This is a genomic window from Nostoc sp. (genome assembly GCF_036917935.1).
Taxonomy (GTDB): domain Bacteria; phylum Cyanobacteriota; class Cyanobacteriia; order Cyanobacteriales; family Nostocaceae; genus Nostoc.
This window is the reverse complement of the sequence record NZ_JBALEL010000067.1, coordinates 54,574-77,898: the sequence shown is the minus strand read 5'-3', so window position 1 is coordinate 77,898 and position 23,325 is coordinate 54,574. Positions and strand designations below refer to the sequence as shown.

Here is a 23,325-nt window from a genome sequence, read left to right as displayed (position 1 = left end):
AGCGTGAATAATTCAAGGTTTGTAGTAAGGACTTTAGTCCTAATTTGAGGGCTGTTCGCGAAGCGTTCCCGCAGGGGTAGCCCTTACTAGGAACTCATCTCAATATTTTTTACATTACTTAATCTACTTTGATTTATTCTCACCTACTTACTTACTGACTAATGACAAATTAAAATCTTTCGCCAATACCGAAATTAATCCGGCTATCACCGTCATCGTTGATACCGTAGTCAATCCGAATTGGCCCCAGTGGAGACTGGACGCGAACGCCAAGACCATAACCATAGCCACTGCCATTTTTGTTCAACACTTCAGCGGCCCTAGTACTAGTTCCCAGGTCACTGCCGAGATCAAAAAATAGTGCGCCACTGACTACTGAAAAGACTGGAAACCGATACTCAACTGATGCTTGCACATAAGAGCGTCCACTACCTAATGCTCCTTCTTCATAACCCCGGACGGAGTTGCTACCCCCAAGGGTAAAGGCTTCGTAGGGAGGCAAGTCACCGAGGATGGTTCCTGCTTGCAGGTTAAATGCTAAGGTTTGTGCCCCTTTACTGAGGCTAATCAGCTTAATGGGTAAATACTGGCTGTAGCTACCCCGCAATCTGGTGAGGAAGATGTTGCCTAGTCCGATGGGAACCGACTGATCGACCCCAAAGCGGAGATAAGAACCGCTAGTGGGTTGCAGGGGGTTATTACGGAGATCCCGCTGTGCCCCTACTTGCAACAGTAGTAAATCGTCTTGACCGCTGTTAGATAGGGTCAGTGGAATTTCCTCACTGATCCGGTTTCCAGTATTATCATCAAATACCGCTCCTGTTTTTCTAAGATTACCATCAGCATCACGGGCGGAAACTCGTTGATACTGTAAACCCGCTGAGGCAGTCCAGACAGAAGTTTTATAAGGATTGGCAGACAGGGGACGGGTAAAGGTGACACCACCACCTAGACGGAGAATCCGGGGGCGATCGTGAGAATCTACATCGGTGGGATTACCAGGATTAAACGTCCTAATGTCTTCATCTTTGCCATCAAAAATCAATGAAATAGAACTGCGGCGGAAAATATTGGTTGTGTAGGAAGTCCGGTAAGGATCTCCTGCGATCCAGGGGTCGGTATACCGCACGTCAAACAGCAGTTCCCGTTCTCCCACCTGTATTTCTGTCCCCAGTTTTTGGTTCCTACCGTTCAGGTTTTGCTGTTGATAGCTAACTGTTCCAAAAAGTCCGCTAGCAGAACTAATCCCTGCCCCAGCCGCAATAGAACCGCTGCTACGTTCAGCTACATTCACTACTACATCCACCTTGCTGGGGTCAGTACCAGGGTCAAGAGACACATTCACATCTTCAAACAGTCCTAGTCCATACACGCGCTGTAGGTCTTTTTGTACTGTGTTGCGATTGAATATTTGTCCTGGCTTCAACTCCAATTCTCGTGTAATGATGTAATCCTGTGTCCGTCCCCGAATTGGTTGTCCCTTCTCGTCTGTCTCCTGACCATCTTTATTGCGGAACCGGACTCTAATATTCTCTACTACACCTTCTGCTACTTGTAAGGTAACAACTCCGCTTTCAGAGACTTGTGGCGCTCCAATCACGTTGGCTAGGACGTAGCCTTGGTCTTGATACCGCTTGTTTAACTGCTTGATGCCTTCTTGCAAGTCACGCAAGTTGAGGATTTTGCCATACTGCTCCCGAAATACTTCATCCACAGTATTAGCTGGTAGTACAGAAGCGACACCAGTGCCAGGATTGGCTTGCACTTCTACTTTGCTGAGAACGGGGTTAGGCTGTACAACAAAGCTCACCCGCACTCCCAAGGGGGTATCTTCTGGCGCTGCTTGGACGTTGGAGAAGAAGCCAGTACCAAAGATGGCGTTAATATCTTCTTGCAGTTGGCTGCGGGTGGTTGTTTGTCCTGGTTGGGTACGAATTACTCTGTAAACTTGGCTTTCCAGTTCTGGTGATAGTTGGCCAGCCTGGGATCTAACTACTACTTCCGATACCAGTACGCGAGGATCATTGGCTTCTGGGGCTGTGTTGGGTTGAGTATTGCCCGGAGTTGTCGGTGGGTTAACATTCTGAGGACTGGGAGTAGTGCCTGGGAATGGCGCAGGTGTTCTTTGTTGACTAGCTGGAAGGGGAATATCTGGAGCGGCTGATGGTTCTGGAGTTGTGGGTAATAAAGGTTCTGTTGTCGGTGGATTTACATTTTCTGGGACTGGAGTAGTCTCAGGAGTTGGGGAAGGAGTTGGGGAAGGAGTTGGTTGTTGAATTTCTGGCGCTGGAATTTCTGGAGCCGGAGACGGCTGTTGAGTAGGGCTGGGATTGATTTGAGGGGTTTGTGCAGTTGTTGGCGTTGTGGAGGTTGGCACAATTACCTTTGGGGTCGCGTAGGCGTAGCCCGGCGCAGGCATCGCTGCTGGATTGGCAGGGTAAATTGCGACAACGCGGGATTGCAGGCGCTCCCCCTCTATAACCCCTATGGATTTAGGTTGAGATTCTAGACTTTTACTAGAGTTAACCTGACCAGTATCCTTTTCTGGCTGCTGATTTGTTTCTAGTGTCAAAACTTCTGTTGTCTGTTTTGAACTGTTGGCGGTTTCTGCATTTGCACTCAATGAGCCACCCAAAGGGACTGCAATTGCTACTGCTGCCAGCAATACGGGAGATAAACGCATTTTACTTATATTCCTATTCACGACCACACACACACCATCACAAGGCAATAATGCCCTCATGCCAAAGGTAAAACTCAAAACATAATTTTTTTCTTTTGCTTTTTTACTTTACAAGGCAAAAGGCAAAAGGCAAAAGGCAAAAGTTAAATATACTTCCTTCTGACCTTTTGGTTTTTACCTGGTTAACTTATAGTTTCTACTGCTTTTAGCACTCTTTGTAAGACCTCCTGGTAGGCATCTTCTACATTTCCTAAGTCTCGGCGAAAGCGATCTTTGTCCATTACCCGCCGATTTGTGTCCTTTTCTGCGGTATCCCACAAACGGCAGGTGTCGGGGCTAATTTCATCTGCCAAGAGCAACTGCTGTTGTGAGTCCAAACCAAACTCTAGTTTGAAGTCTACTAGGGTAATGCCACACCTTTGCCAAAAGTTATTGAGAAATTCATTGATTTGCAATGCTAGATGTGTAATTGCGTCTACTTGTTCCGCAGTCGCTAGTTCTAGCAGGTACAGGCGATCGCGTGTCAACAAAGGATCTCCTAACTGATCGTTTTTGTAATAAAATTCAACCAAAGGCTGTTTCAGAATTGTACCCACTGGTAATCCTGTTTGCTGACACAGACTGCCAGCAGCAATATTTCTGATCACCACTTCCAAGGGTAAAATCTTTACTGCCCTCACCCGCATTTGATTCGGAGCAGGGCTGTCGATAAAGTGAGTCTTTATACCATAAGCCTCCAACTGTTTAAAAAGCTGGCTGGAAATGCTACAATTAATTTTTCCTTTCCCTTCGATGTTGCCCCGCTTTTGGGCGTTAAACGCCGTGGCATCATCCTTAAAATCAGCCAACAAGACTTCCGGATCGTCCGTTGTATAAAGAATTTTCGCTTTGCCTTCGTATAACTTGGAATTAACAGACATGGTGGCAGGTAAAGTTTTAGGCAATGGATAAAAGTTGTCCTCTGAGGCTTAACCATTTTATCTTTAGTTATTAACTATTAGCCATTGGTGATGATTTAAGAGGAAGCAGGGGGCAGGGTAAAATAATTCATAACCAATTCCCAGCCCAATTTGCTCTTCTGGATCGCTGCTTAATAGCCAGTTGCCAAAGATTTAGAAATAAATCTCTAACTTTTAACAGAGGACAATTAGCTTTCGTATCTAGTATGTTTACCTAAGTAGTTTTACTATCAGGATTGTAATTATTTTTGAGAAAAAATTTTACTATGACATACTGATATGTCTTAATAATTTGTACCTCAAGGTTTCGGCTGAAGTTAATTACAATTTGAACTTCATAAATTAAGATGAGATAAATTGACAACTGGGAGGAAAATCAAATATTCTCTCTAGTTACTTTAGCAGAAACTTTTTTTGTAATATTTACAACACAAAGTATTTCAAGCTTTATCCTCTAGTCTCAAAATCTGAATCAACCAATTCCTGCATCACGAATTGGAAAAGGAGTTAGATGATTTCATTTCCCCAATCTGACAAAACAAAGATTAGGTAGTGATTCGGCTTCAGAAACTCAAACACCAGGTGAATTGAATAAATGGAAAAAAAAATAGTGAATAAGGATGATTTTCTCTTCCCTCGTGGTCGCTACTACGGTCAGGTAAAGCCAGAAAACTTGGTTTTTAATGCAAATCTACAGGAATTTGCTCAACGGGTAAGTTACATTTGCAATTTAGAAACAGGTGGAAAAGTGCCTCCAGGTGCAGCTTACGAACAAATAAAGGATCTGTGGAAACAGTTGAAACGCTCAAAAAAAGAGCTAGGAATTGGCGAAGAGCCGTTTCAGGATGACCAAGGGGAGGCTCAAGGTTGAATGAGGCATTGGGCATGGGGAACTGACCAATGACAAATGACAAATGACTACTTAGTAAGCATTGTCCAGATACCATCCCAGGACTCTGGAGGCGGCGTTTGTTGATAATTACGCGCACGTTCTAGGTGGATATCAACAGCTTGGTCTTGGGGTTGGATAGATTTAGCGGCTTCAAAACAGGCGATCGCTCGTGAGAAGTTGCGCGATAAATAAGCAGCGCGTCCAGTATCATAGTGAAACAAAAACTCTTGGATTTTGGTATCTAGGGGAGTATTGCGATCGCCAATTAACTCGTAAATATTTACCGCCTGGTGTTTCCCTTTGACGCGAATTTTATCTAACTGGCGCACCCAAATGCGATCGCTGCACAATTGATAAGTAAATTCACTTAAAAGAATATCACAACCATAATCCTTAGTTACCGCTTCCAAGCGCGAACTTAAATTTACACCATCTCCAATTACGGTGTAATCCATCCGTTTGCGGGAACCAATATTACCAGAAACCACATCCCCAGAACTAATCCCAATGCCAATACGAATTTGTGGCTGCGCCTGGATAATTCGCCGCTGGTTAAATTCCTCTAGGCGGCGTCTCATATCTAACGCTGACTGCACAGCCCTCCAAGCATGATTTTCTGTGAGTGGTAGCGGCGCACCAAATACCGCCATTAAAGCATCACCAATAAATTTATCGAGAGTACCTTCGTAGTTAAAAACCGCCTCCACCATCGTTTCAAAATACTGATTGAGCAGCAATACCACCTCAGCTGCACCGAGATTTTCCGTAAGTGTTGTGTAGCCCCGGATATCAGAAAACAAGATAGTTACTTCCTTCCGTTCGCCTACCATTAAAGCATCTTCGCCCAGTGCCATCACTTGTTCAGCTACATGAGGCGTTAGGTAGCGGGACATGGTAGTTTTCATCCGTTTTTCCTGACTGATGTCTTCCAACACTACCAAACCACCGCGGACACTGCCTTCTGGGTTAGTCAGGGGATTAACAGTGAGATTGATACTGCGTTCTAATGTTTGTACCTGATTAGAAGTGAGAAACTCCGATTGGGGAGTCAGGGGTTGATTCCAAGGAATAAAAATATCGGGATTAGTGCGATCGCGCACTGCTAAAATTGAATGCTGATTCCTAAGTCCTGTTAGCGGATAGCTAGGGTTTAGCCCCTCCTGATTTTCACTCAGCACTTGATAAAGTCCCAGTATCAAACTTTGCTCTGGCACATAATGTTTAGCTCCAGTTTTTAGACTATCTTCTAGTCGCATTTGGAGATTTTCAATCGGCACAACTTCCCAAACTAGGCGGCCAATCAAATTTTGTTCCCACAAAAGCTTGTTGTTCTTGCTATTAGCGTCTCCTATCGGAAAACCCAGCAACTCTAGGGCCGCATCATTAATTGTGACAATCTGTCCTGCCATATCTGTAGAAATTACAGCATCTGACAGACTTTGTAAAATGTCTTTTTGATACTGTTTTTCTAACAGCACATTTTCAAACAGACGAGCATTTTCTAAGGCAATTCCTGCCTGATTATTAAAAGCCCGCATAAACTCTTCATCAGAAGCAGTAAAACTGCTTTGTTGCTTATTAATTAATTGTGTAACGCCAATCAATTCATTGGCAGAATTAAATACTGGCAAACACAGAATATTGCGAGTTACATACCCAGTTTTTCTATCTGTAGTCGGGTCAAAGCGGGGGTCTTTGTAGGCATCGGAAATATTTAAGGCTTCACCAGTGGAGGCCACATAGCCAGCAATGCCACGGTTAGCGGGAATGCGGATTTCTATCAAGTTTGTGCCATCTGCTGCCGCTGCAACTTTCGTCCAGAGTTCGCTCATCTCTTTACGATATAAAAACAGTGTGCTGCGGTCTGCTTGCATTAAAATTCGAGCTTGCTCCATGACTATCTGCAAAGTTGCTTCTAAATCTAAACTTTGCCCCAGTGTCTGAGTTGCCCGCAACAAAGCCGTTGCACCTCTTTGATTACGAGCGGCTACATAAAAAGATTGGCAGCTTTCCAAGATAATACCAATCGAAGCCGCAAAGTCTCGAAAACGTTCTTCATCATCATGATTAAACGGAACATTCCCGGTTTTATTAGCTAGTTGCACTACCGCTACAGTCTGGTTTTTGCTACTGATAACGGGCATACATAAAATATTACGGATTTTGTAGCCCATTTGTTTTTCAAGTTCTGGGCTAAATAGGGGGTGAGTATAAGTTTCAGATATATTGAGATATTGACCTGTACTAGCAACATGGCCAGGGATACCCACTGTAATCGGAATACGAATTTCTAAGAATTTTTGGGTATTATCTTGAGGAACTTTTGACCACAGTTGACCTTTGTCATAGTCAACTAAAAAAATGGCTGTATGTTCTGCTTGGAGGATTTGACCAATTTTGAGTGTGATAGCTTCTAGCACCTTCTCCAACATAGTTTCTAGAGCTTCATTATTGATCAGTTCAATAGCTCTAAGAAATTGCTGGAACTCAGCAGTTATGAAGTCGAGTAAGCAAACAAATTCATTAACAGATAAGTCTTTGACGCGACGCAGTAGGGCGTGAGTACGATTAACTTGAGTCAGTTCAGTTAATGTAGCCAAGACGCTGCCAGGGTTGGGGAGTGTCATGGTAATTTTAGATTTTAGATTTTAGATTTTAGATTTTAGATTTTGGGTATGGGGAATGCTTATTTTCTTTGTCCCCCTTGTCCCTCTCATCTCCCCACTCTCTACTCCCTACTTCGTACTCCCTGATTTTGCCAACTTTTCAGAAAATATCACTTTTTGATAGTAATCTTGTAGCTGCCTGGTGGCAGCTGCCCAACCCCAACTTTCTGCTTCCTGGCGAGCATTTTTACGGATGATGTCTCGTTGTTGTTTTTGTTCTAAAAGTCGAACAGTAGCAGCTAATGCCCCTTGAACATCTGCTGTTGGCTCAAAAAGATATCCATTTACGCCATCTGTCACAATATCAGGAATTCCCCCGGAACGGGCTGCTACCACGGGACAGCCAGCAGCCATCGCTTCTAGTAGTACTAAACCTAGTGTTTCTGTACGGGAGGGAAAGATGAAGGCATCAGCACTCGCAAAGGCAGAACCTAACTCTTGCCCCATAAGATACCCAACAAAATAAGTGTTTGTGCCAGCAAAGTGTTTTTGCAATGTTTGACGGTGCGGCCCATCCCCAACCAATGCCAACCGCGCTTGGGGAATTGCTTCTAAAATTGGTTTGATGCGCTCAATTTCTTTTTCAGCGGAAAGCCGCCCAACGTAAAGTAGCAATGGACTTTCTGGATGATTTTGTGATAAACGCGATCGCATCTCTACACTAGCTAAATCGGGGTGAAATAATTCTGTATCTACCCCGCGCTGCCATAAATCTACACGTTCAATACCGTGTGCTGTCAGTTCCTCAACCATTGCTGTGGAGGTACACAGATTCAAAGCTGCTTGATTATGAGCGCCTTTCAGCAGTTCCCAAAGAAACCCTTCCAGCATCCCCAAGCCGTAATGCTGGAGATATTGGGGTAAATGGGTATGATAAGACGCCACTAAGGGGATTTTGAGGATTTTGCTATAAAATATACCTGCTAAACCCAAAACTGCTGGATTTACGACATGAATAACATCAGGCTTAAACTCTTCTAAAACATAACCAATAGCTGGGCGGGGTAATGCCATTTGCAATTCTGGATACAATGGCAGAGGAAAGCCAGTAACACCGTAAACTTTAGCGCCTTTGTGTTCAGTTATGCCTCCATCAGGGGCAATTACCAGCACTTGATTACCACTGCGCTGTAGATGGTCAACAGTATGGCGTAGGCGCGTTACAATGCCGTCAACCTTGGGTAAAAAGGTTTCGGTAAATAGGGCAATTCTCATATAAAATCTATTCAGTACAGGCAGATAATCTCAGCTTAAGAGTGTATTTTGCTATTAAACACAGAGTAAACTGTCTCGCGTGCTGTAATCAATTCTGCACAGTCATAATAACTGTGGTAAACGGCAAAGTTAGTAATAGCTGGACGATACGCCTGAGAAATAATAACTGACTGGTCGTCATATTGTGCTAAAATAGAACGGCCTGTTTTAAACCCACGATTTACTGGGGTTTACGTTAATACGGTTTGGATAAGACTCGATCCCCCAACCCCCTTAAAAAAGGGGGCTAAGAATAGCCCTATTTCCCCCTTTTTAAGGGCGAAATAGGGGGATCATTAAGGACTGTACACCTTAATCAAACCTTAGTGGGGTTTACGTTAATTTCTGTGCCAAGAGACTTTGGGCATAATTTGTTTGTGATCAACTCGTTTTTGATACTTGATGGCAAAGTTTAACAGAGAATCGAGGAGAGAATCAGAGAGCAAGTGAGGCTGTAAACCTAAATCGAGCAATTTAGTGTTTTTAGCGTTGAAATAATGTTCTTCTTTCTCGACTCTGGGATTATCTAAATGATTGATTTCTACGTTCAATCCCATAGCGTTACCAGCTTTTTTCACCATCAATGCCAATTCGCCGACGCTAAATTGTTCGGTAAATTGATTAAATACGCGGAATTCACCAGCCTCGGCAGGGTTAGCGATCGCTAATTCCACACATCGGACTGTATCCCGAATATCCAAAAATCCGCGAGTTTGCCCACCTTTACCATAGACGGTTAAGGGGTGTGCGATCGCTGCTTGAATACAAAAGCGGTTTAGCGCTGTACCAAACACACCATCATAATCCAGCCGATTAATCAATAGTTCGTCCATCCCCGTTTCTTCGGTTAAGACGCCATAAACTACACCCTGATTTAAATCCGTTGCCCGCAATCCCCAAATCCGGCAAGCAAAGTGAATGTTATGACTATCATGGACTTTGCTTAAATGGTACATTGAACCGGGCTGCTTGGGATAAGGTAGGGTATCTTTGCGTCCATTGTGTTCAATGGTGATATACCCTTCTTCTATATCAATGTTGGGTGTACCGTATTCACCCATCGTCCCCAACTTCACCAAATGACAGTCCGGGAAATCTTCCCGCATGGCGTACAGTAAGTTCAACGTACCAACTACATTATTGACCTGGGTGAGAACAGCATGTTCTCGGTCAATCATGGAAAATGGGGCTGAACGCTGTTCACCAAAATGCACAAGGGCATTTGGCTGAAATTGCTGTAATGTTTTATGAAGAAACTCGTAATTCGTAATATCGCCGATGAACAAGTCAATCGATTTACCTGTCAAATCTTGCCAGCGCTGGAGACGTTGCTGAATTAGTGCGATCGGAGTGAGAGTTTCGACACCTAGTTCATTATCCCAGTGCCGCCGCACCAAACTATCTAAAATTCCAACTTCATAACCTCGATTGGAAAGGTAAAGAGCAGTTGCCCAACCGCAATATCCATCACCACCAATAACCAGGACTTTCATCTTAACCAGTTTTTACTCGCTGATAGCTAAATCTATCAGGTTTATGTCCCCTCTTAATCATCATTCTGGCAAAGATGTGGATTTTGGGGAGTGGGGAGTGAGAATTTTAGATTTTGGATTTTGGATTAAAGAATTGAAATTTAATCCAAAATCTAAAATCCAAAATCCAAAATTGAATTGCCCCATGCCCAATCTTTCAAGACTTGGAAATCCGATACTGCTGGGCAATGTAATAAAACAAACGATAGTAATCTGGAAATTTTTTGCTCTTGCTTCGTCCCTGCAAACAGTATTTCACTTGACTCTGAGTTAGCGTCAGTCTCATCGAACCTACTCGTTGATCAACTTCTACAACCAGCACCCCAGATACTCCTTGGACGGTCTGAAAGTTGGATTTTACCTTTTTCACCGACTCTTGATCGTTTGGTAGCTGCTGACTTGCCCACCCCCGAATTTCCACTGAGTTATCCTGTGGTGAAATAAACGCAATTCCATCATCATTTGCTGGGGCTGCTAAAGAAGTCCAGTTACTCGGATATGGAAATTCAAAGCCATAACGGGAGTTGCTATAAGTTTTCCAGGCGATCGCTCCGGCGTTAAAATCATTTGTAGTACAACCCCACAGAATTATTAACAGGGCAATAACTCCGCTAACGCTGGCGGCAAACCGATAAATTCTTCGCCCCAGACTACAGATTTTATTAGCAGTAGCCATTTACATTACACATTTTGCCAAAGTCGCTGATTTTATAGAAATACCAGAAACTCAGATCAATACCTTCGCCAATTTACTAGCTATTCCCGAATCCGTAAACTGCTGAATAAACTGCACCAAAAGAGCGCTGATTAAAAATTCAATCATATTTAGGATATTTCTGGCTTACCACATTCGCATGTGGCATCTCGCATCCACGCGCTTTCTTTGGGTGAATGGGGATGAATACCATATCACCGATTTGGGCAATTCTAATGGTATTCGGCTCTGTGTCCCTTTTTTCTCTGCTGGTGTCATTCGCTGGCATCTCTTATGGATATCAGTTGTTTACAACCGGAAAGGTGTTCAACTTTAATCCGTTTACACTCCAAATAGTTAAAAAATAAGCCCACTCAGGCAATCATTAATTACCAATCGCTAATTTCCATTGAGGTTTCAGGTTTTGAGTGCGTAAGTCCTGATTAATTCTGAGAGGTTTGTAATCAGCTATTTATCACTCAATAAACAGCATTTCAACCCCAATTGTAAACAAATGTAACAAAAGTGCCGTTAAAACGTTTTGCTGTCTTGACAACCAATAGAAGAACCGATAACTTGATATACATACCCGGGTAAGACCGTTAAAGAGTTATATGCAAACGCAAACTAAGCAAAAGGTCACTTTGTATTTATCGCCAGAGTTGCACAGAAAACTGAAGATTCGTTCAGCAGTTGATTCCGAACCAATGTCAGAACTTGCCGAACGTGCCCTTGGTTTTTACCTGTCTAATCAAGAGTTGGTTGACGAGTTAGAAGACTCTGCTTATGGGCGGACTCATAGAGTTTATTCATGCCCAACTTGCGATAGTTCACTAGTATTACGTGATGGGGAACTGGTTACTTTAGGCAATCAACCAGGAGTAGTTGGTCAAGAGCATCTTTCTATTAATGAGATGGATGAAGATGAAACCAATCCCAAAGGTGAGGAAGAGTTAGTTCCTTGCTAGATAGATATTCATGATTCGGTTGTCTTTACCAGAAGCAATGTCTCTACTGTCTCTATAAGGTCTCAAGTAGGTCGAAGTATGAAAGAAGAGCTCAGTATCCTAATTCAAGCTCAATACCCTTTAATCTACCTTGTGACCTCCGAGGAAGAGCGGGCCGAGCTAGCAGTTTCCACCATCGCCCAGTTGTTAAAGCCCCAGCGCCGAGTATTTATTTGGACGGTAACGCACGGGATTGTGGAGTATGGTCAACCCCGGAATGTCACCCAACATAATACTGTATCTCCAGAGGCGGCCATTGAGTGGATCATCCGGCAGAAAGAACCCAGTATATTTATTCTTAAAGATTTACACCCCTTTATAGATGCGCCTGCAACAAATAGATCGTTACGTGATGCGATCGCTAGCTTTAAAGGTACGCAAAAGAACATCATTTTGATGTCACCGATGCAACAAGTACCTATAGAGTTGGAAAAAGAAGTTGTTGTTATCGACTTTACACTGCCAGATATGGCAGAGTTGAATAAAGTACTAACTCAGCACGTAGACCAAAATCGTGGTCGGCGGTTGACAACAGAAGCCAGAGAAAAGCTTCTCAGAGCAGCTTTGGGTCTAACTAAAGATGAAGCTGAGAAAGTCTACCGAAAGGCACAGGTAACTACAGGGCGTTTGACGGAAGATGAAGTAGATATCGTTTTATCTGAGAAAAAGCAACTAATTCGGCGCAATGGGATCTTAGAATACATTGAAGAAGATGAAACCATTGATGCTGTAGGTGGCTTAGAAGAGTTAAAAAGATGGCTCAAGCAACGCTCTAACGCTTTCACAGAAAGAGCGAGAGAGTATGGTTTGCCTCAACCAAAAGGGATGTTAATTCTCGGAGTTCCCGGTTGCGGTAAATCGTTAATTGCCAAAACTACTTCCCGACTGTGGGGTTTGCCACTGTTGCGGTTGGATATGGGGCGAGTTTACGACGGCTCAATGGTGGGACGAAGTGAAGCAAATCTGCGAAACGCCCTGAAAACAGCAGAATCTATTTCCCCAGCGATTTTGTTTATCGACGAATTGGATAAATCCTTTGCTGGTAGTGGAGGTTCTTCTGATTCTGATGGAGGGACTTCTAGTAGAATCTTCGGCTCCTTCCTCACATGGATGCAGGATAAGAAATCACCAGTGTTTGTAATGGCAACCGCCAACCGAGTAGAACGCTTACCTGGCGAGTTCTTGAGGAAAGGACGCTTTGATGAAATTTTCTTTGTCGATCTGCCAACACCGGAAGAACGGCAGCAGATTTTCAATATTCACCTGACGAAACGCCGTGAAGACATCTCTCGATTTGATCTTGAGCAACTAGCCAAGATGTCTGATGGCTTTTCTGGGGCAGAAGTTGAGCAAGCGATCGTTGCGGCAATGTATGAAGCTTTTGCCCAAGATCGGGAGTTCACCCAACTAGATATTATTGCTGCACTGAAGGCAACATTACCGCTGTCTCGAACGATGCAAGAACAAGTAACGGCTCTGAGAGATTGGGCCAGACAGCGCGCACGCCCCGCAGCATCCTCCGTAGCTGAATATCAGCGAATGGAGTTTTAAAAGCTTTCCTCTGCCATCCCAGGGGGAAAGGCTAGCTGAAAATGCTAGCAGTTATAAGAAAAGCCGCATCCTTTTAAGCGCGGCTTCGCCGAAAACAAACCGTTGTCGTTTTTCTCAATCTTCTCATTGGAGGAAACCCAAATGTCTCACTTTAGCACCCTGCGTACCAAAATCACCGATGCCGAAATCCTCAAGGCTTCCTTGCGCGACTTAGGTATCAGCGTAAAGACTGAAGCTGATGTCCGTGGTTATAACGGTCAGCGTGTCCGTTCTGACATCGTTGCTATGTTGGATGGCGAATATGACCTCGGCTGGTCTCGCAACAGCGATGGTTCTTTTGATCTAATCGCTGACTTGTGGGGAGTTGCTAAGAAGCACAACCAAACCGAGTTGATCAACTCAATCAACCAAAAGTATGCCGTTAACAAAACTTTGGCTGAAGTGAAACAACGCGGTCTGCAAAACGCTAACGTGAAGTTGGTATTGCAATAACAATTTCTCTGCGCGTTCCCAAAGCTGCACGGGTTAACCATATAAATAGCGGTTAGCCCGCTTTTTTATCGGGACTGAGATTTATTTCTCAGTCCCGATTTTTAGTTATAACTCTTAATTTGACTATTATTTTTGGTTATTATTACAGTAGCAGCACCTTGAGTACTCTAAAAGCTTCAAGCAGAGAGAATAGCTTATCTAGAAGAAACAATTAGCTTAGGTGAACCTTTTAAACCTTCAGGACAAGAAAAAGAGTTTTGTTATAAGCTAGTTGCAGCAGTAATAAATGTTGCAGATGTCAAGAAACTTTGGAATGGATATAACCAAAAATATTATCTTTCTGCTCGTATTGAAATTGACTTACTCCCATAGCTGTATCACTTGATACTATTACAGTTAGGAGGAATAAATGGGGCTTCCAAAAAAAGGGACACGCACAATCTCTGTAGATAAAACAACTTATCAATGGGTTGTTTCACCTGATAGTGGTTATATGTGGTTGATCGTTGAGCAAAAGGATATTCAAGGACAGCGATTGATTGCTAGATTCAGATACCATAATACTTACGTTCATGATGAGGCCGGAGATTGGCGTTGTCTGGTACAGCAACGTTCAATTAGCCCTTCTCTCGTAAAATCAGCTATCTTGTTAGCTTTAAAACGTGGGTGGAAACCAACTCAGCGTGGGCTAGGAGTTTTTAGCTTTTGGGCTGATGAAGAGTTACCAATAGCTCAATTATCGACATCTCCAGGTGTCCCACTCCAAGAAATTGCCTGGGAGATTGTCTGCAACTTACGACATGATATCAGCATGGATACGAATTGGCGTAATCGATTATTCCATGCTGCCATTAATCAACGGTTTGAGATTCCTTTTGAAAATGAATACGAGCTAAGGTTTGCAGCATTTCTTGATGGTTGGACAGAAGATGGTTTCTGGATCATAGGTATTGAGTCAATAGATTTTCCACATATTGTTATGTATACAACTAATGGTGTTCTATAGATAGTTATCGCTCTTTTAAGAAAAGCTACTACCCTGAGCGAAGCTGTCAAACATGGGTTATTGAACCCTTAAGCTAGTGAGCCACATTTCGTTGAACACTATTAAATTATTGAATTTATGACTTCAAATCTTCACGCCATGTAAAAATAATTTGCTCCTCAGCTTGCCTAAATTCAATATTAAATTTATCAAATACAACTTCTCGCCCTAAAAGCAATTGTTCTCCGCCTGTGTTGCTTTGTAACCATGCTACAGGAGTAATAAAATTGTGTTCATCAATTGTCATTTCGACATTACGTAAAACGTACTCAACTCTGCCCCCTATAGTTTCTGCCAACAAAGTTGATTCGGAATCAGCCAAAGCATAGCCTAAATCTTGACCAACTTTTAATGAAATTAAACTTAATTCAGCACCAGAATCTACTAACATTGTTGTATTAGATTCTATATCTCTGTGTTTTAAAATAACACTATAATTTGGTTGCCAATCATGGCGAGCGATGCTGCGGAAGCGAATTGGTAAAATTTCTATAGAAGCAGTGCGACGCGGAACTAGGTAAATTAAAAAAGGCTGTTTCGCAGCATTAGCTAATGCTAAAACTTCGCGTAAGTTCTCACTTTGAGCAATTATTCCATTCGCATTGTAAGCAATATATTGATTTTTATACAAATCTAATAACATCTGGCGGTTACGATTTAACCACTTGAACATTTCATCTGTTTCTCTTTTAGAGGGAGTTGTGTTCATATATTTAATTTTGTCTGTGGATGTGGAATATCTCTGGCACTATTTTAATTGTCTGGTGCAAGATGTGAGTTACCAAACCTGACTTAAATCTAAATCTAAAATAAACTCACCACTAGAACTAAACCCTACACCTGTATCATTTTGCTTGTTTCTGGTAATGTGCGATCGCATCGCCGGAGATCCACTTTTGCGCCTATAGCTTAGACTGAGAAAAAAGCTTAGTATCGATGAATCAAAGTGTAAGTGCTACTCCCAGCTTAGAAGAACACACTCATCAACATCCTGTTGCTAGCAAACAACAGCTATTTGGGAAGCAACTAATTGTCCTTGTCTTGGAAATGCTTCTGGCATTACCTCTGGGTTTACTCCTCGCAAAGTTCCAAATTGGCAGGATTGCCTGGATATTTGGCGGGATTGCGGCTGGTACAGTAGTTCTTCAAGGGTGTCGAATTTTTTATCAATATTCCCCCCAACCTAACCGCACCGCTAGAAAAGTGGGAATGGCACTTGTCGGCTTAACTGTCGGCGCTTCCAATGCCCACGCTAATCTAGCTAATGTTGCTTCTAGTATTCCCATATTTATTTTTCTTACCTTATTTCTGCTGCTGAGTGGAGGCTGTATCGGTTACATTTACTCGCGCCTCAGCAAAACCAACCTATTTACAGCAATGCTGGCTACAGTTCCTGGTGGTGTAGGAATTATGGCAGCGATCGCAGCCGATTACAATAAAAATGTTAGCTTGGTTGCCCTAGTTCAGGCGATTCGCGTCACCTGTGTAGTTATTCTAATTCCCTTCATCGCTAGGACATCAACTGGTAATGACTATCCGCAAACACTCCCAATCAACGCTGCTTGGCTCAATCTCGATCCATCTCAACTAGAATTACTCTTGTTAGTACTCCTAATCACTGGATTAGTAGTTTATCCAGCTATATTATTTAAAATTCCCGCTGGCGATTTCTTTGGTGCATTGTTGATTGGTATCGGGTTTAATCCTTTGCTACATTGGCTGCCTTTTATGGATGATATTAGCTTTAGTCCGCCGCCAATAATAAACTTATTGGGTCAAATGCTCCTGGGAATTACTATTGGTGAATATTGGGGAGACAAACCCAACTTTAAAAAGGGGACTGTCGGCTATGCCTTCATGTCTGTGGGTATGACTCTCATCGCCGGAGCGATCGCTGCTATACTTGCAATGCAATTAACCTCTTGGGACTGGTTAACCTGTCTTTTAGTTACAGCACCAGGAGGATCAGCAGAAATGATCCTGGTTTCCCTGGCATTGAATCATAATGTTGAAATTGTCACAACCGGTCATTTAGTGCGACTAATTGCAATTAATAGTTCCCTACCTCTTTGGGTGTTTTTGTTTCGCCGTCTAGATGAACAAGTTTCTGAACCAGTTTAATTGATAAAGGCATTGGGCATTGGGCATTGGGTAAAAGAGTAGAGTTTTTATGCTTGTTCACGAGTATCAAAGACTCGTTAACGCAGCTAAAAGACTCATTTTTGCATTCCAAAATATATCTTTTCTGCCGTGACAAGGCTAAAATGTTGCAAAAAAATTGTAGGTTGGGTGGAGGCTTTGCGTAACCCAACATCCTGATATCTGTTGGGTTGCGCTCCGCTCCACCCAACCTACGTCTAATGCACTATTTTAGCTGTGCTGTTCCAGTAGGTTGGGTTAAGCAAAGCGGCAATTGAAATAAGGAGCATCCCAAATGTGCAAAAACCTTGATAGCCCTCATCCCCTCACCCCCAGCCCCTCTCCCAAAGATGGGAGAGGGGCTGGGGGTGAGGGAAAAGATTTAAGCAAAATTGGGATGCTCCCTTGAAATAAGGCATTAGGCTGAAGCGAGATAAAACTCCCAACTCCTAACAGACGCGATTAATCGCGTCTCTCCAAACTCCCTTTCAAATACAAAGGATGCATAAGAAATGGTTGCTCAAATCCAAGAACTTGAAGCCCAGCACTGGGTTAAAACTCGTTCTTCCCTCGACCCCAGCGAATCCACTTTCCTGATTTGGAAAGGTAAAATTTACGCCTTTATGCCCGGCGAGAAAAGACAACTCCTGTTTAAGATGCTGGGATTGAGCGTTAGCCGATGTATTCCCACAGCAGAAGGTAGCTGGGATTTTACTTCTAGGGAACTGACTTACTATCTCAACCCAAAAACAGATGAGGTTTTGTCAAAATGGGAGAATCCTTGGACAGGCGAGACAGTTCCGGTGATTCACGTTGCTAATAATCCTGTGCAGGGAACGTTTGAGGGAAATTTCCCCGCCCAAGTAGATGGTGATAGCACAACCTTCGTTTTTGATATATTTCCCTATTACCCCAATCCCTTAGCAGACGATCGCAAATTTGCCGAATACAGCCCTAATCCAATTTATCAGGCAGCCGAATTGTTTAAATTAACAGTGCCAACCGCAGATTTATTCAACCCAGCACTTAAATCAGTTTCTGAACTCAAACTGAGTTGGGATCGGATTGGTCAATGGCTTCCCTGGATGAAAATGAGCGATCGCCCCGGTCAACTTATCTACAGTGCTGTTGGCAGCAAAGTCAATGGTTTGACAGAACTGCCCCCACTGCTGCAAGATGAAATTACTAACCGTATTCCTTTATATAAACAAGCCCCAAAAGCATTGATAGATGGTGAAGATATGACTTCCTGGTTGTACTTCCAAAAGCACTTTCAAGCTTACTTAGCCGGTGAAATCTTCCCGCTTCCTCAAGCAGAAGAGTGAGGAGTGATATCATGTCCGCTTGATTGCTTATTAAACCCGAAGAACCCCACCCCCGCCAAAGCTACGCTTTGTCTCCCCTCCCTGCTTGCGGGGAGGGGTGCAATGACTGTGGTTAGCATAACTAATTATGCGGACATGATATGAGGAGTCAATACCGGTTAAGCCAAAAAAATAAAAATGTGTAGGTTGTGGTTGAGGAACTAAAAATACTCCACTACTTCTTGTGGGGTAATTTATTTATTGGAAGTCCCTAACCTGAACAATCAAATAGATGTAAACCTAACCGTTGGGAAAGTTCTTCACACACCTTCACCCCCCGCACACTATTACCACGCACATCTAGCAGGGGCGAAAATACTCCAATGCCCATTTTATTGGGTACAACGGCGATAATACCCCCACAAATTCCACTTTTCGCCGGAATCCCAATTTTATAAGCCCACTCACCTGCAAAGTTGTACATTCCGCAGGTATACATAACACTCAGAATATCTTTGATGTAACGCTTATCTACCGCCCGTTCTTTGGTGATGGGATTAATACCTGTATTAGCAAGGGTAGCCGCCATCACAGCTAAGTCTTGGCAATTCACCATCACAGCACACTGCTGAAAATAAAGATCCAGCGACTCTTCAATGTTCCGGTCAATCATGCCAAAGTTGAGCATCAGATGCGCCATTGCGCGGTTGCGATGCCCTGTACTGCGTTCTGAGGTAAAAACTGAAATGTCAACGAACACGTCGCGGCCAATATATCGCTGGAACATATCCAGCATTCGGTTAAGGCGTTCAGTTGGCCCGGAACCTTTAATTAAGCTGGTGGTAGCGATCGCACCTGCATTTACCATTGGATTATAAGGTCGCTTCGATTGCTCATCCAAAATAATCGCGTTGAATGCGTCCCCCGTCGGTTCCACGCCAACTCTAGTTAAAACGTAATCCAATCCATGATCTTCTAAGGCAAGTCCATAAGCAAACACCTTGGAAATTGACTGAATGGTAAAAAGTTGCTCGTAGTCCCCAACTTTGTAAACCTGACCATCTACTGTCACAATGCAAATGCTGAACAAATCCGGGTTTGCCTTTGCCAGTTCGGGAATGTATTTCGCTACTGCACCCTCCCGCACTGACTTGTACTGGGAATGCAAATCCTTGAGAACAGCTAATAATGGCGATAGTTCTATTTCTAAATCTCCTTGATGTGCTTGGTTTGTCATTAGGCAGATAGCATTTCCCAAAATATCTACTATATATAGTAGGAGTGCAGGTGTACATCCCTACAGTTACAAAAATTTTGTCAAAAACAGCTTGCTCTCAAAAATTATACTTGAGCAACTACTTAAGGTAAAAAATAAGTTGTAATTTTTGATACACACAACGTAGGTTATACAAGCGATCGCCAAGATTTCCTAATTTTCTTATCATTGATCGCAAAAAATATTAAGTTGAGTATCCTCCTTTATTTTATACTCAGTAATACTGTTATTGCAAGTTACATTGATCACTACTTTTCATCTAGTTATGTATAAGAAAATTTATGATGAATCTAAGTAGAAAAAAGTTTGAAAAAAGATATTAAACTCAAACTGATTTAGATAATTATTTCCGATGTAACTCATATCACGACTTATTCATAGGTAAATCTAAATATTTCATTAAATAAGTGATTTTAAGTATTTCTGCCGATGCCATTTAATTAAAGGTATATTACTGTCTTATGGTAAATAATCATAAAAGATGTTATCTAGAATACACGCGTACTTGCGAGCCTTTACAACCGATGTGAATAGGGTATCGTTACTTTAGCGTGCAATAAGCGTAAAGTTTTTTTAATAAATTTTTGACTTGCCAAAAAAAGCGTTACATAGCTAAAGTCCTCAATTGAGAAAGGTTTCACCCTTAAAATTGGAATTAGAATTTGAGAAGGTTGCCGATAATTACGCTAAAACCCTGATCCCCAAGCCAAAAGGTTCATGTTAGTGTGTTGCAGTTATAAAGAAAAAGTGAAAACAGAACGAGTTCGAGTTTTTCAGAAGGGAAGTCGCTTTTAAAAAGTGATAAATCCCACAATTCATAAAACTTAAGTTCTACAGTCGCTTTAAAAACGGACGCATGAATCAAAGATATTTGTGGACTATTGTTGCCCTGTTTATGACTGTTTTGGGTATACCCTCAGTCGGTTGCACTCAAACCATCAAGGGAAATGCGCTAGCATCCCAAAAATCGCCTCCCCCTGATGTGGTGAAGGTGGGGGAGTATCAATCAACAGCAGGAAAGCAAACCTTGGATGCTGTGATTACAGAAATTCATCCTCACAACGTTAAAGGACGTAAGGCGGCAACCCTTTTTATCCGAAATATACCCGTTCTCACCTTTTTGAGTTCTGTATCAAATACAAATCTTGAAAGTAAAAAAGTTGGTGAAATTGGAAATGCTGGGGGCGTACAATCGTACGCCCTTATTGCTAGCAACTCACTAAATACAGTGAGTACTAGGAACGTAACGCATGTGAGTAACCAGATTAGTTCTATTGACAATGACCCGGTTCAGATAGCTGGTGTAATAGCAGCTAAAATCAACCAGTTGAACCGGGAAAATGTGGACGGGAGTAAGATTACCGTCAGTTGGAAAGCCGGGGAAAAATCTACAGTTGCTAATCAAGCGCAAAACAAAAGCGCCCCCCTCCAGCAAGATGGCGATCGCTATGTAATCAAAATTAATGGCGAAGAGTTGGTCGAAATCAACGAAGGTACGCGATTAGCAGGTACTACCAACGATCTAGCGCAAGATGCATTGCAAGCAACCAATCGCCTGCGAAGACTACTAGGCAATGCATCTCCCCTAAAAGAAATTGCGAATTTGCCAGTGCGTCAACAAGCATCAATGCCAAAGCTGCCTCAACAGATTTCCGTCGGAGGAGTGCGAATCAGTTTCAGAGGTATGGCTTCTTATTACGGCTATGACGGTTCTGGTAATCGTACTGCTAGCGGACAGAGATTCAATCCAGAAGGAATGACTGCCGCCCATCGCAGCTTACCCTTTGGTACGCAAGTCCGTGTAACCAACACTCGCAATGGTCGTTCTGTAGTACTGCGGATTAATGACCGAGGCCCATTCATTCGGGGTCGAATCCTTGACGTGTCTGCTGGCGCGGCTCGGATTTTGGGAATGATGGGCAGTGGCGTAGCACCAGTACATATTGAAGTCTTGGGGAAATAATCTAGTACGGAGTAGGGTATAGGGTATAGGGTATAGGGTATAGGGTATAGGGTATATTCTTCATTCTTCCCAATCCCCAATCCCCATTACCCCTTATCCCCAGAGGGGGCCCCACCTTCCCCAATCCCCATAACAATTCCCCTAGTTTAATCATCTCTTCCCTCTATTTCAGATATAAACTAACGGGGGAGGGATCGATAAGAACTAGGGGTATTTTTGTGCGCCTGCTGACAACAGTCGCAGCTTTACGCTGCTATTTAACTAAACGCTGCTCAGAAAACAAGCTGATTGCAGTTACTGAGGATCTGAGACTAGATGAGATGACTGGCTGGTATCAGACGGCAGTCGGTCTGGTGCCAACGATGGGGAATTTGCATCAAGGTCATTTAAGCATGATTCAACGGGCGCGGCAAGAAAATTCTACGGTGATTGTGAGTATTTTCGTCAATCCCCTGCAATTCGCTCCCAATGAGGATTATCAACGCTACCCCCGCACTTTAGAGCAAGACCAACAACTTTGCGAACAAGCTGGGGTAGATGCAATTTTTGCGCCGACTCCGGAAGAAATGGCAGTTCCTCAGAAGAGTATACAAGAATCAAAGGTTACACAAGTTATCCCCCCATCTGCTATGATAACAGGCTTGTGTGGTCGTTCTCGGCTAGGTCACTTTCAGGGTGTCGCTACGATTGTGACCAAACTTTTCAACTTGGTACAGCCTGACCGTGCCTACTTTGGTCAAAAGGATGGTCAGCAACTGGCAATTATTAAACGCTTAGTAGCTGACTTAAATTTGCCAGTGGAGATTGTTGGTTGTCCAATAGTCCGGGAAGCTTCGGGTCTTGCCTTCAGTTCTCGTAATCAATATTTGACTGCAACGGCAAAAGAGCAGGCAGCGGTGTTATATCGTGGCTTGCGACGAGCTGAAGCTGCATTCATTGCAGGCGATCGCAATAGCAACAAGTTGATAGCAATAGTACAGCAAGAAGTGGCAATGGTCAGCACGGTTTTAGTGGAATATATTGAATTGGTTGAACCGACTACGTTGATGTCTTTAGAAAAAGTTGAGGAGGAAGGAATGTTGGCGATCGCAGCTCGTCTTGGTGCTACACGTTTGATTGACAATACGATATTGCGCGATCGTCAACCCATTATTGCCATTGATGGCCCAGCTGGTGCTGGAAAATCTACAGTGGCGCGGCAAGTGGCAGCAAACCTGGGTTTAGTGTATTTAGATACAGGAGCAATGTACCGTGCTGTCACTTGGTTAGTAGTGCAAAAAGGGATTGCTATTGACGATGAGTGTGCGATCGCGGAATTAACTAACCAGTGTAAAATTGAACTTACTCCTAACCCCGATTTACAATCATCCGTGCGGGTTTGGATTAACGGTACTGATATTACCCAGGTAATTCGCAGGATTGAGGTAACATCTCTTGTATCGGCGATCGCGGCACAAAGCGCTGTCCGTCAAGCATTGGTTAAACAACAGCAAAACTGGGGTAAAAGAGGTGGTTTAGTCGCTGAAGGTCGGGACATCGGTACTCATGTATTCCCCGATGCCGAAGTGAAAATCTTCTTAACCGCTTCTGTGAGTGAACGCGCCCGTCGCCGCCAGCAAGACTTTAACAAACAAGGTCAACCCGAAGTGAGTTTAGAGCAGCTGGAACACGACATTGCCGAACGTGACTGGAAAGATAGTACACGCAAAGTTTCTCCTTTGCAAAAAGCAGCAGATGCGATCGAAGTTCAAACCGATGGTTTGGACGTGTCTGAAGTCACGGCACAAATCGTTAACTATTACCAACAGCGTTTATCTCAGTTTTAACCACCGATATTTGCTGCCAGTTTTTTAGTTTCCAAGGGTGGT

The 23,325-nt window shown here is 43.2% G+C and carries 17 protein-coding genes; 9 read left to right on the top strand and 8 right to left on the bottom strand.

Translation table 11 applies throughout. The features are described from left to right. Positions 1-169 precede the first annotated feature (169 nt). Together V7K62_RS29535 and purC are read right to left on the bottom strand one after the other, a co-directional pair. Complete coding sequence (locus tag V7K62_RS29535; RefSeq protein WP_334870489.1) at positions 170-2,683, bottom strand: BamA/TamA family outer membrane protein; 2,514 nt, start codon at positions 2,681-2,683, stop codon at positions 170-172. Between the two features lie 182 nt (positions 2,684-2,865). Continuing rightward, on the bottom strand, positions 2,866-3,603 hold the full coding sequence (purC, locus tag V7K62_RS29530; RefSeq protein WP_334870519.1) for a phosphoribosylaminoimidazolesuccinocarboxamide synthase: 738 nt from the start codon (positions 3,601-3,603) through the stop codon (positions 2,866-2,868). A 634-nt stretch (positions 3,604-4,237) separates the two neighbouring features. Here purC and V7K62_RS29525 point away from each other — a divergent pair. Then, a complete protein-coding gene (locus V7K62_RS29525; protein WP_334870487.1) occupies positions 4,238-4,513 on the top strand; it encodes a DUF7219 family protein in 276 nt (91 codons plus the stop codon). 47 nt (positions 4,514-4,560) lie between these two features. On the opposite strand, the gene V7K62_RS29520 is transcribed toward V7K62_RS29525, so the two are convergent. From V7K62_RS29520 to V7K62_RS29505, 4 genes are all read right to left on the bottom strand, one after another. After that, positions 4,561-7,161, bottom strand: a complete 2,601-nt coding sequence (locus V7K62_RS29520; protein ID WP_334870485.1) for a GAF domain-containing protein — start codon at positions 7,159-7,161, stop codon at positions 4,561-4,563. A 108-nt stretch (positions 7,162-7,269) separates the two neighbouring features. Continuing rightward, complete coding sequence (locus V7K62_RS29515) at positions 7,270-8,415, bottom strand: glycosyltransferase family 4 protein (protein WP_334870483.1); 1,146 nt, start codon at positions 8,413-8,415, stop codon at positions 7,270-7,272. A 377-nt stretch (positions 8,416-8,792) separates the two neighbouring features. After that, positions 8,793-9,947, bottom strand: coding sequence for an NAD-dependent epimerase/dehydratase family protein (locus tag V7K62_RS29510; RefSeq protein ID WP_334870481.1), 1,155 nt, complete (start codon positions 9,945-9,947; stop codon positions 8,793-8,795). A gap of 196 nt (positions 9,948-10,143) precedes the next feature. Then, on the bottom strand, positions 10,144-10,662 hold the full coding sequence (locus V7K62_RS29505) for a hypothetical protein (protein ID WP_334870479.1): 519 nt from the start codon (positions 10,660-10,662) through the stop codon (positions 10,144-10,146). A 632-nt stretch (positions 10,663-11,294) separates the two neighbouring features. On the opposite strand from V7K62_RS29505, the gene V7K62_RS29500 reads away from it, so the two are divergent. From V7K62_RS29500 to V7K62_RS29485, 4 genes are all read left to right on the top strand, one after another. Continuing rightward, positions 11,295-11,648, top strand: coding sequence for a hypothetical protein (locus V7K62_RS29500; RefSeq protein WP_334870477.1), 354 nt, complete (start codon positions 11,295-11,297; stop codon positions 11,646-11,648). A gap of 78 nt (positions 11,649-11,726) precedes the next feature. Beyond that, the gene (gene ycf46 / locus V7K62_RS29495) at positions 11,727-13,238 is read left to right on the top strand and encodes a stress-responsive protein Ycf46 (RefSeq protein WP_334870475.1); all 1,512 of its coding nucleotides are present in this window, start codon (positions 11,727-11,729) and stop codon (positions 13,236-13,238) included. A 141-nt stretch (positions 13,239-13,379) separates the two neighbouring features. Beyond that, entirely contained in the window at positions 13,380-13,730 is a 351-nt protein-coding gene (locus V7K62_RS29490) for a DUF1257 domain-containing protein (protein ID WP_012407317.1), read from the top strand. A gap of 409 nt (positions 13,731-14,139) precedes the next feature. Then, entirely contained in the window at positions 14,140-14,736 is a 597-nt protein-coding gene (locus tag V7K62_RS29485) for a hypothetical protein (protein ID WP_334870474.1), read from the top strand. 115 nt (positions 14,737-14,851) lie between these two features. Here the strand turns inward: V7K62_RS29485 and V7K62_RS29480 are convergent, their stop codons facing one another. Continuing rightward, positions 14,852-15,484 carry a retropepsin-like domain-containing protein gene (locus V7K62_RS29480; protein ID WP_334870472.1) on the bottom strand — a complete coding sequence of 211 codons (633 nt, stop codon included), beginning with the start codon at positions 15,482-15,484 and terminating at the stop codon, positions 14,852-14,854. A gap of 227 nt (positions 15,485-15,711) precedes the next feature. Here V7K62_RS29480 and V7K62_RS29475 point away from each other — a divergent pair, with 227 nt between their 5' ends. Continuing rightward, the gene (locus V7K62_RS29475; RefSeq protein ID WP_334870470.1) at positions 15,712-16,896 is read left to right on the top strand and encodes an AbrB family transcriptional regulator; all 1,185 of its coding nucleotides are present in this window, start codon (positions 15,712-15,714) and stop codon (positions 16,894-16,896) included. Positions 16,897-17,426: 530 nt separating this feature from the next. Next, the gene (locus V7K62_RS29470) at positions 17,427-18,239 is read left to right on the top strand and encodes a DUF1838 domain-containing protein (RefSeq protein WP_334870466.1); all 813 of its coding nucleotides are present in this window, start codon (positions 17,427-17,429) and stop codon (positions 18,237-18,239) included. A gap of 250 nt (positions 18,240-18,489) precedes the next feature. On the opposite strand, the gene glsA is transcribed toward V7K62_RS29470, so the two are convergent. Next, complete coding sequence (gene glsA, locus V7K62_RS29465) at positions 18,490-19,455, bottom strand: glutaminase A (protein WP_334870464.1); 966 nt, start codon at positions 19,453-19,455, stop codon at positions 18,490-18,492. Positions 19,456-20,350: 895 nt separating this feature from the next. Between glsA and V7K62_RS29460 the strand changes: the two genes are divergently transcribed. Together V7K62_RS29460 and V7K62_RS29455 are read left to right on the top strand one after the other, a co-directional pair. Further along, a complete protein-coding gene (locus tag V7K62_RS29460) occupies positions 20,351-21,457 on the top strand; it encodes a septal ring lytic transglycosylase RlpA family protein (protein ID WP_334870462.1) in 1,107 nt (368 codons plus the stop codon). Between the two features lie 218 nt (positions 21,458-21,675). Next, positions 21,676-23,283 carry a bifunctional pantoate--beta-alanine ligase/(d)CMP kinase gene (locus V7K62_RS29455; protein ID WP_334870460.1) on the top strand — a complete coding sequence of 536 codons (1,608 nt, stop codon included), beginning with the start codon at positions 21,676-21,678 and terminating at the stop codon, positions 23,281-23,283. Positions 23,284-23,325 lie beyond the last annotated feature (42 nt).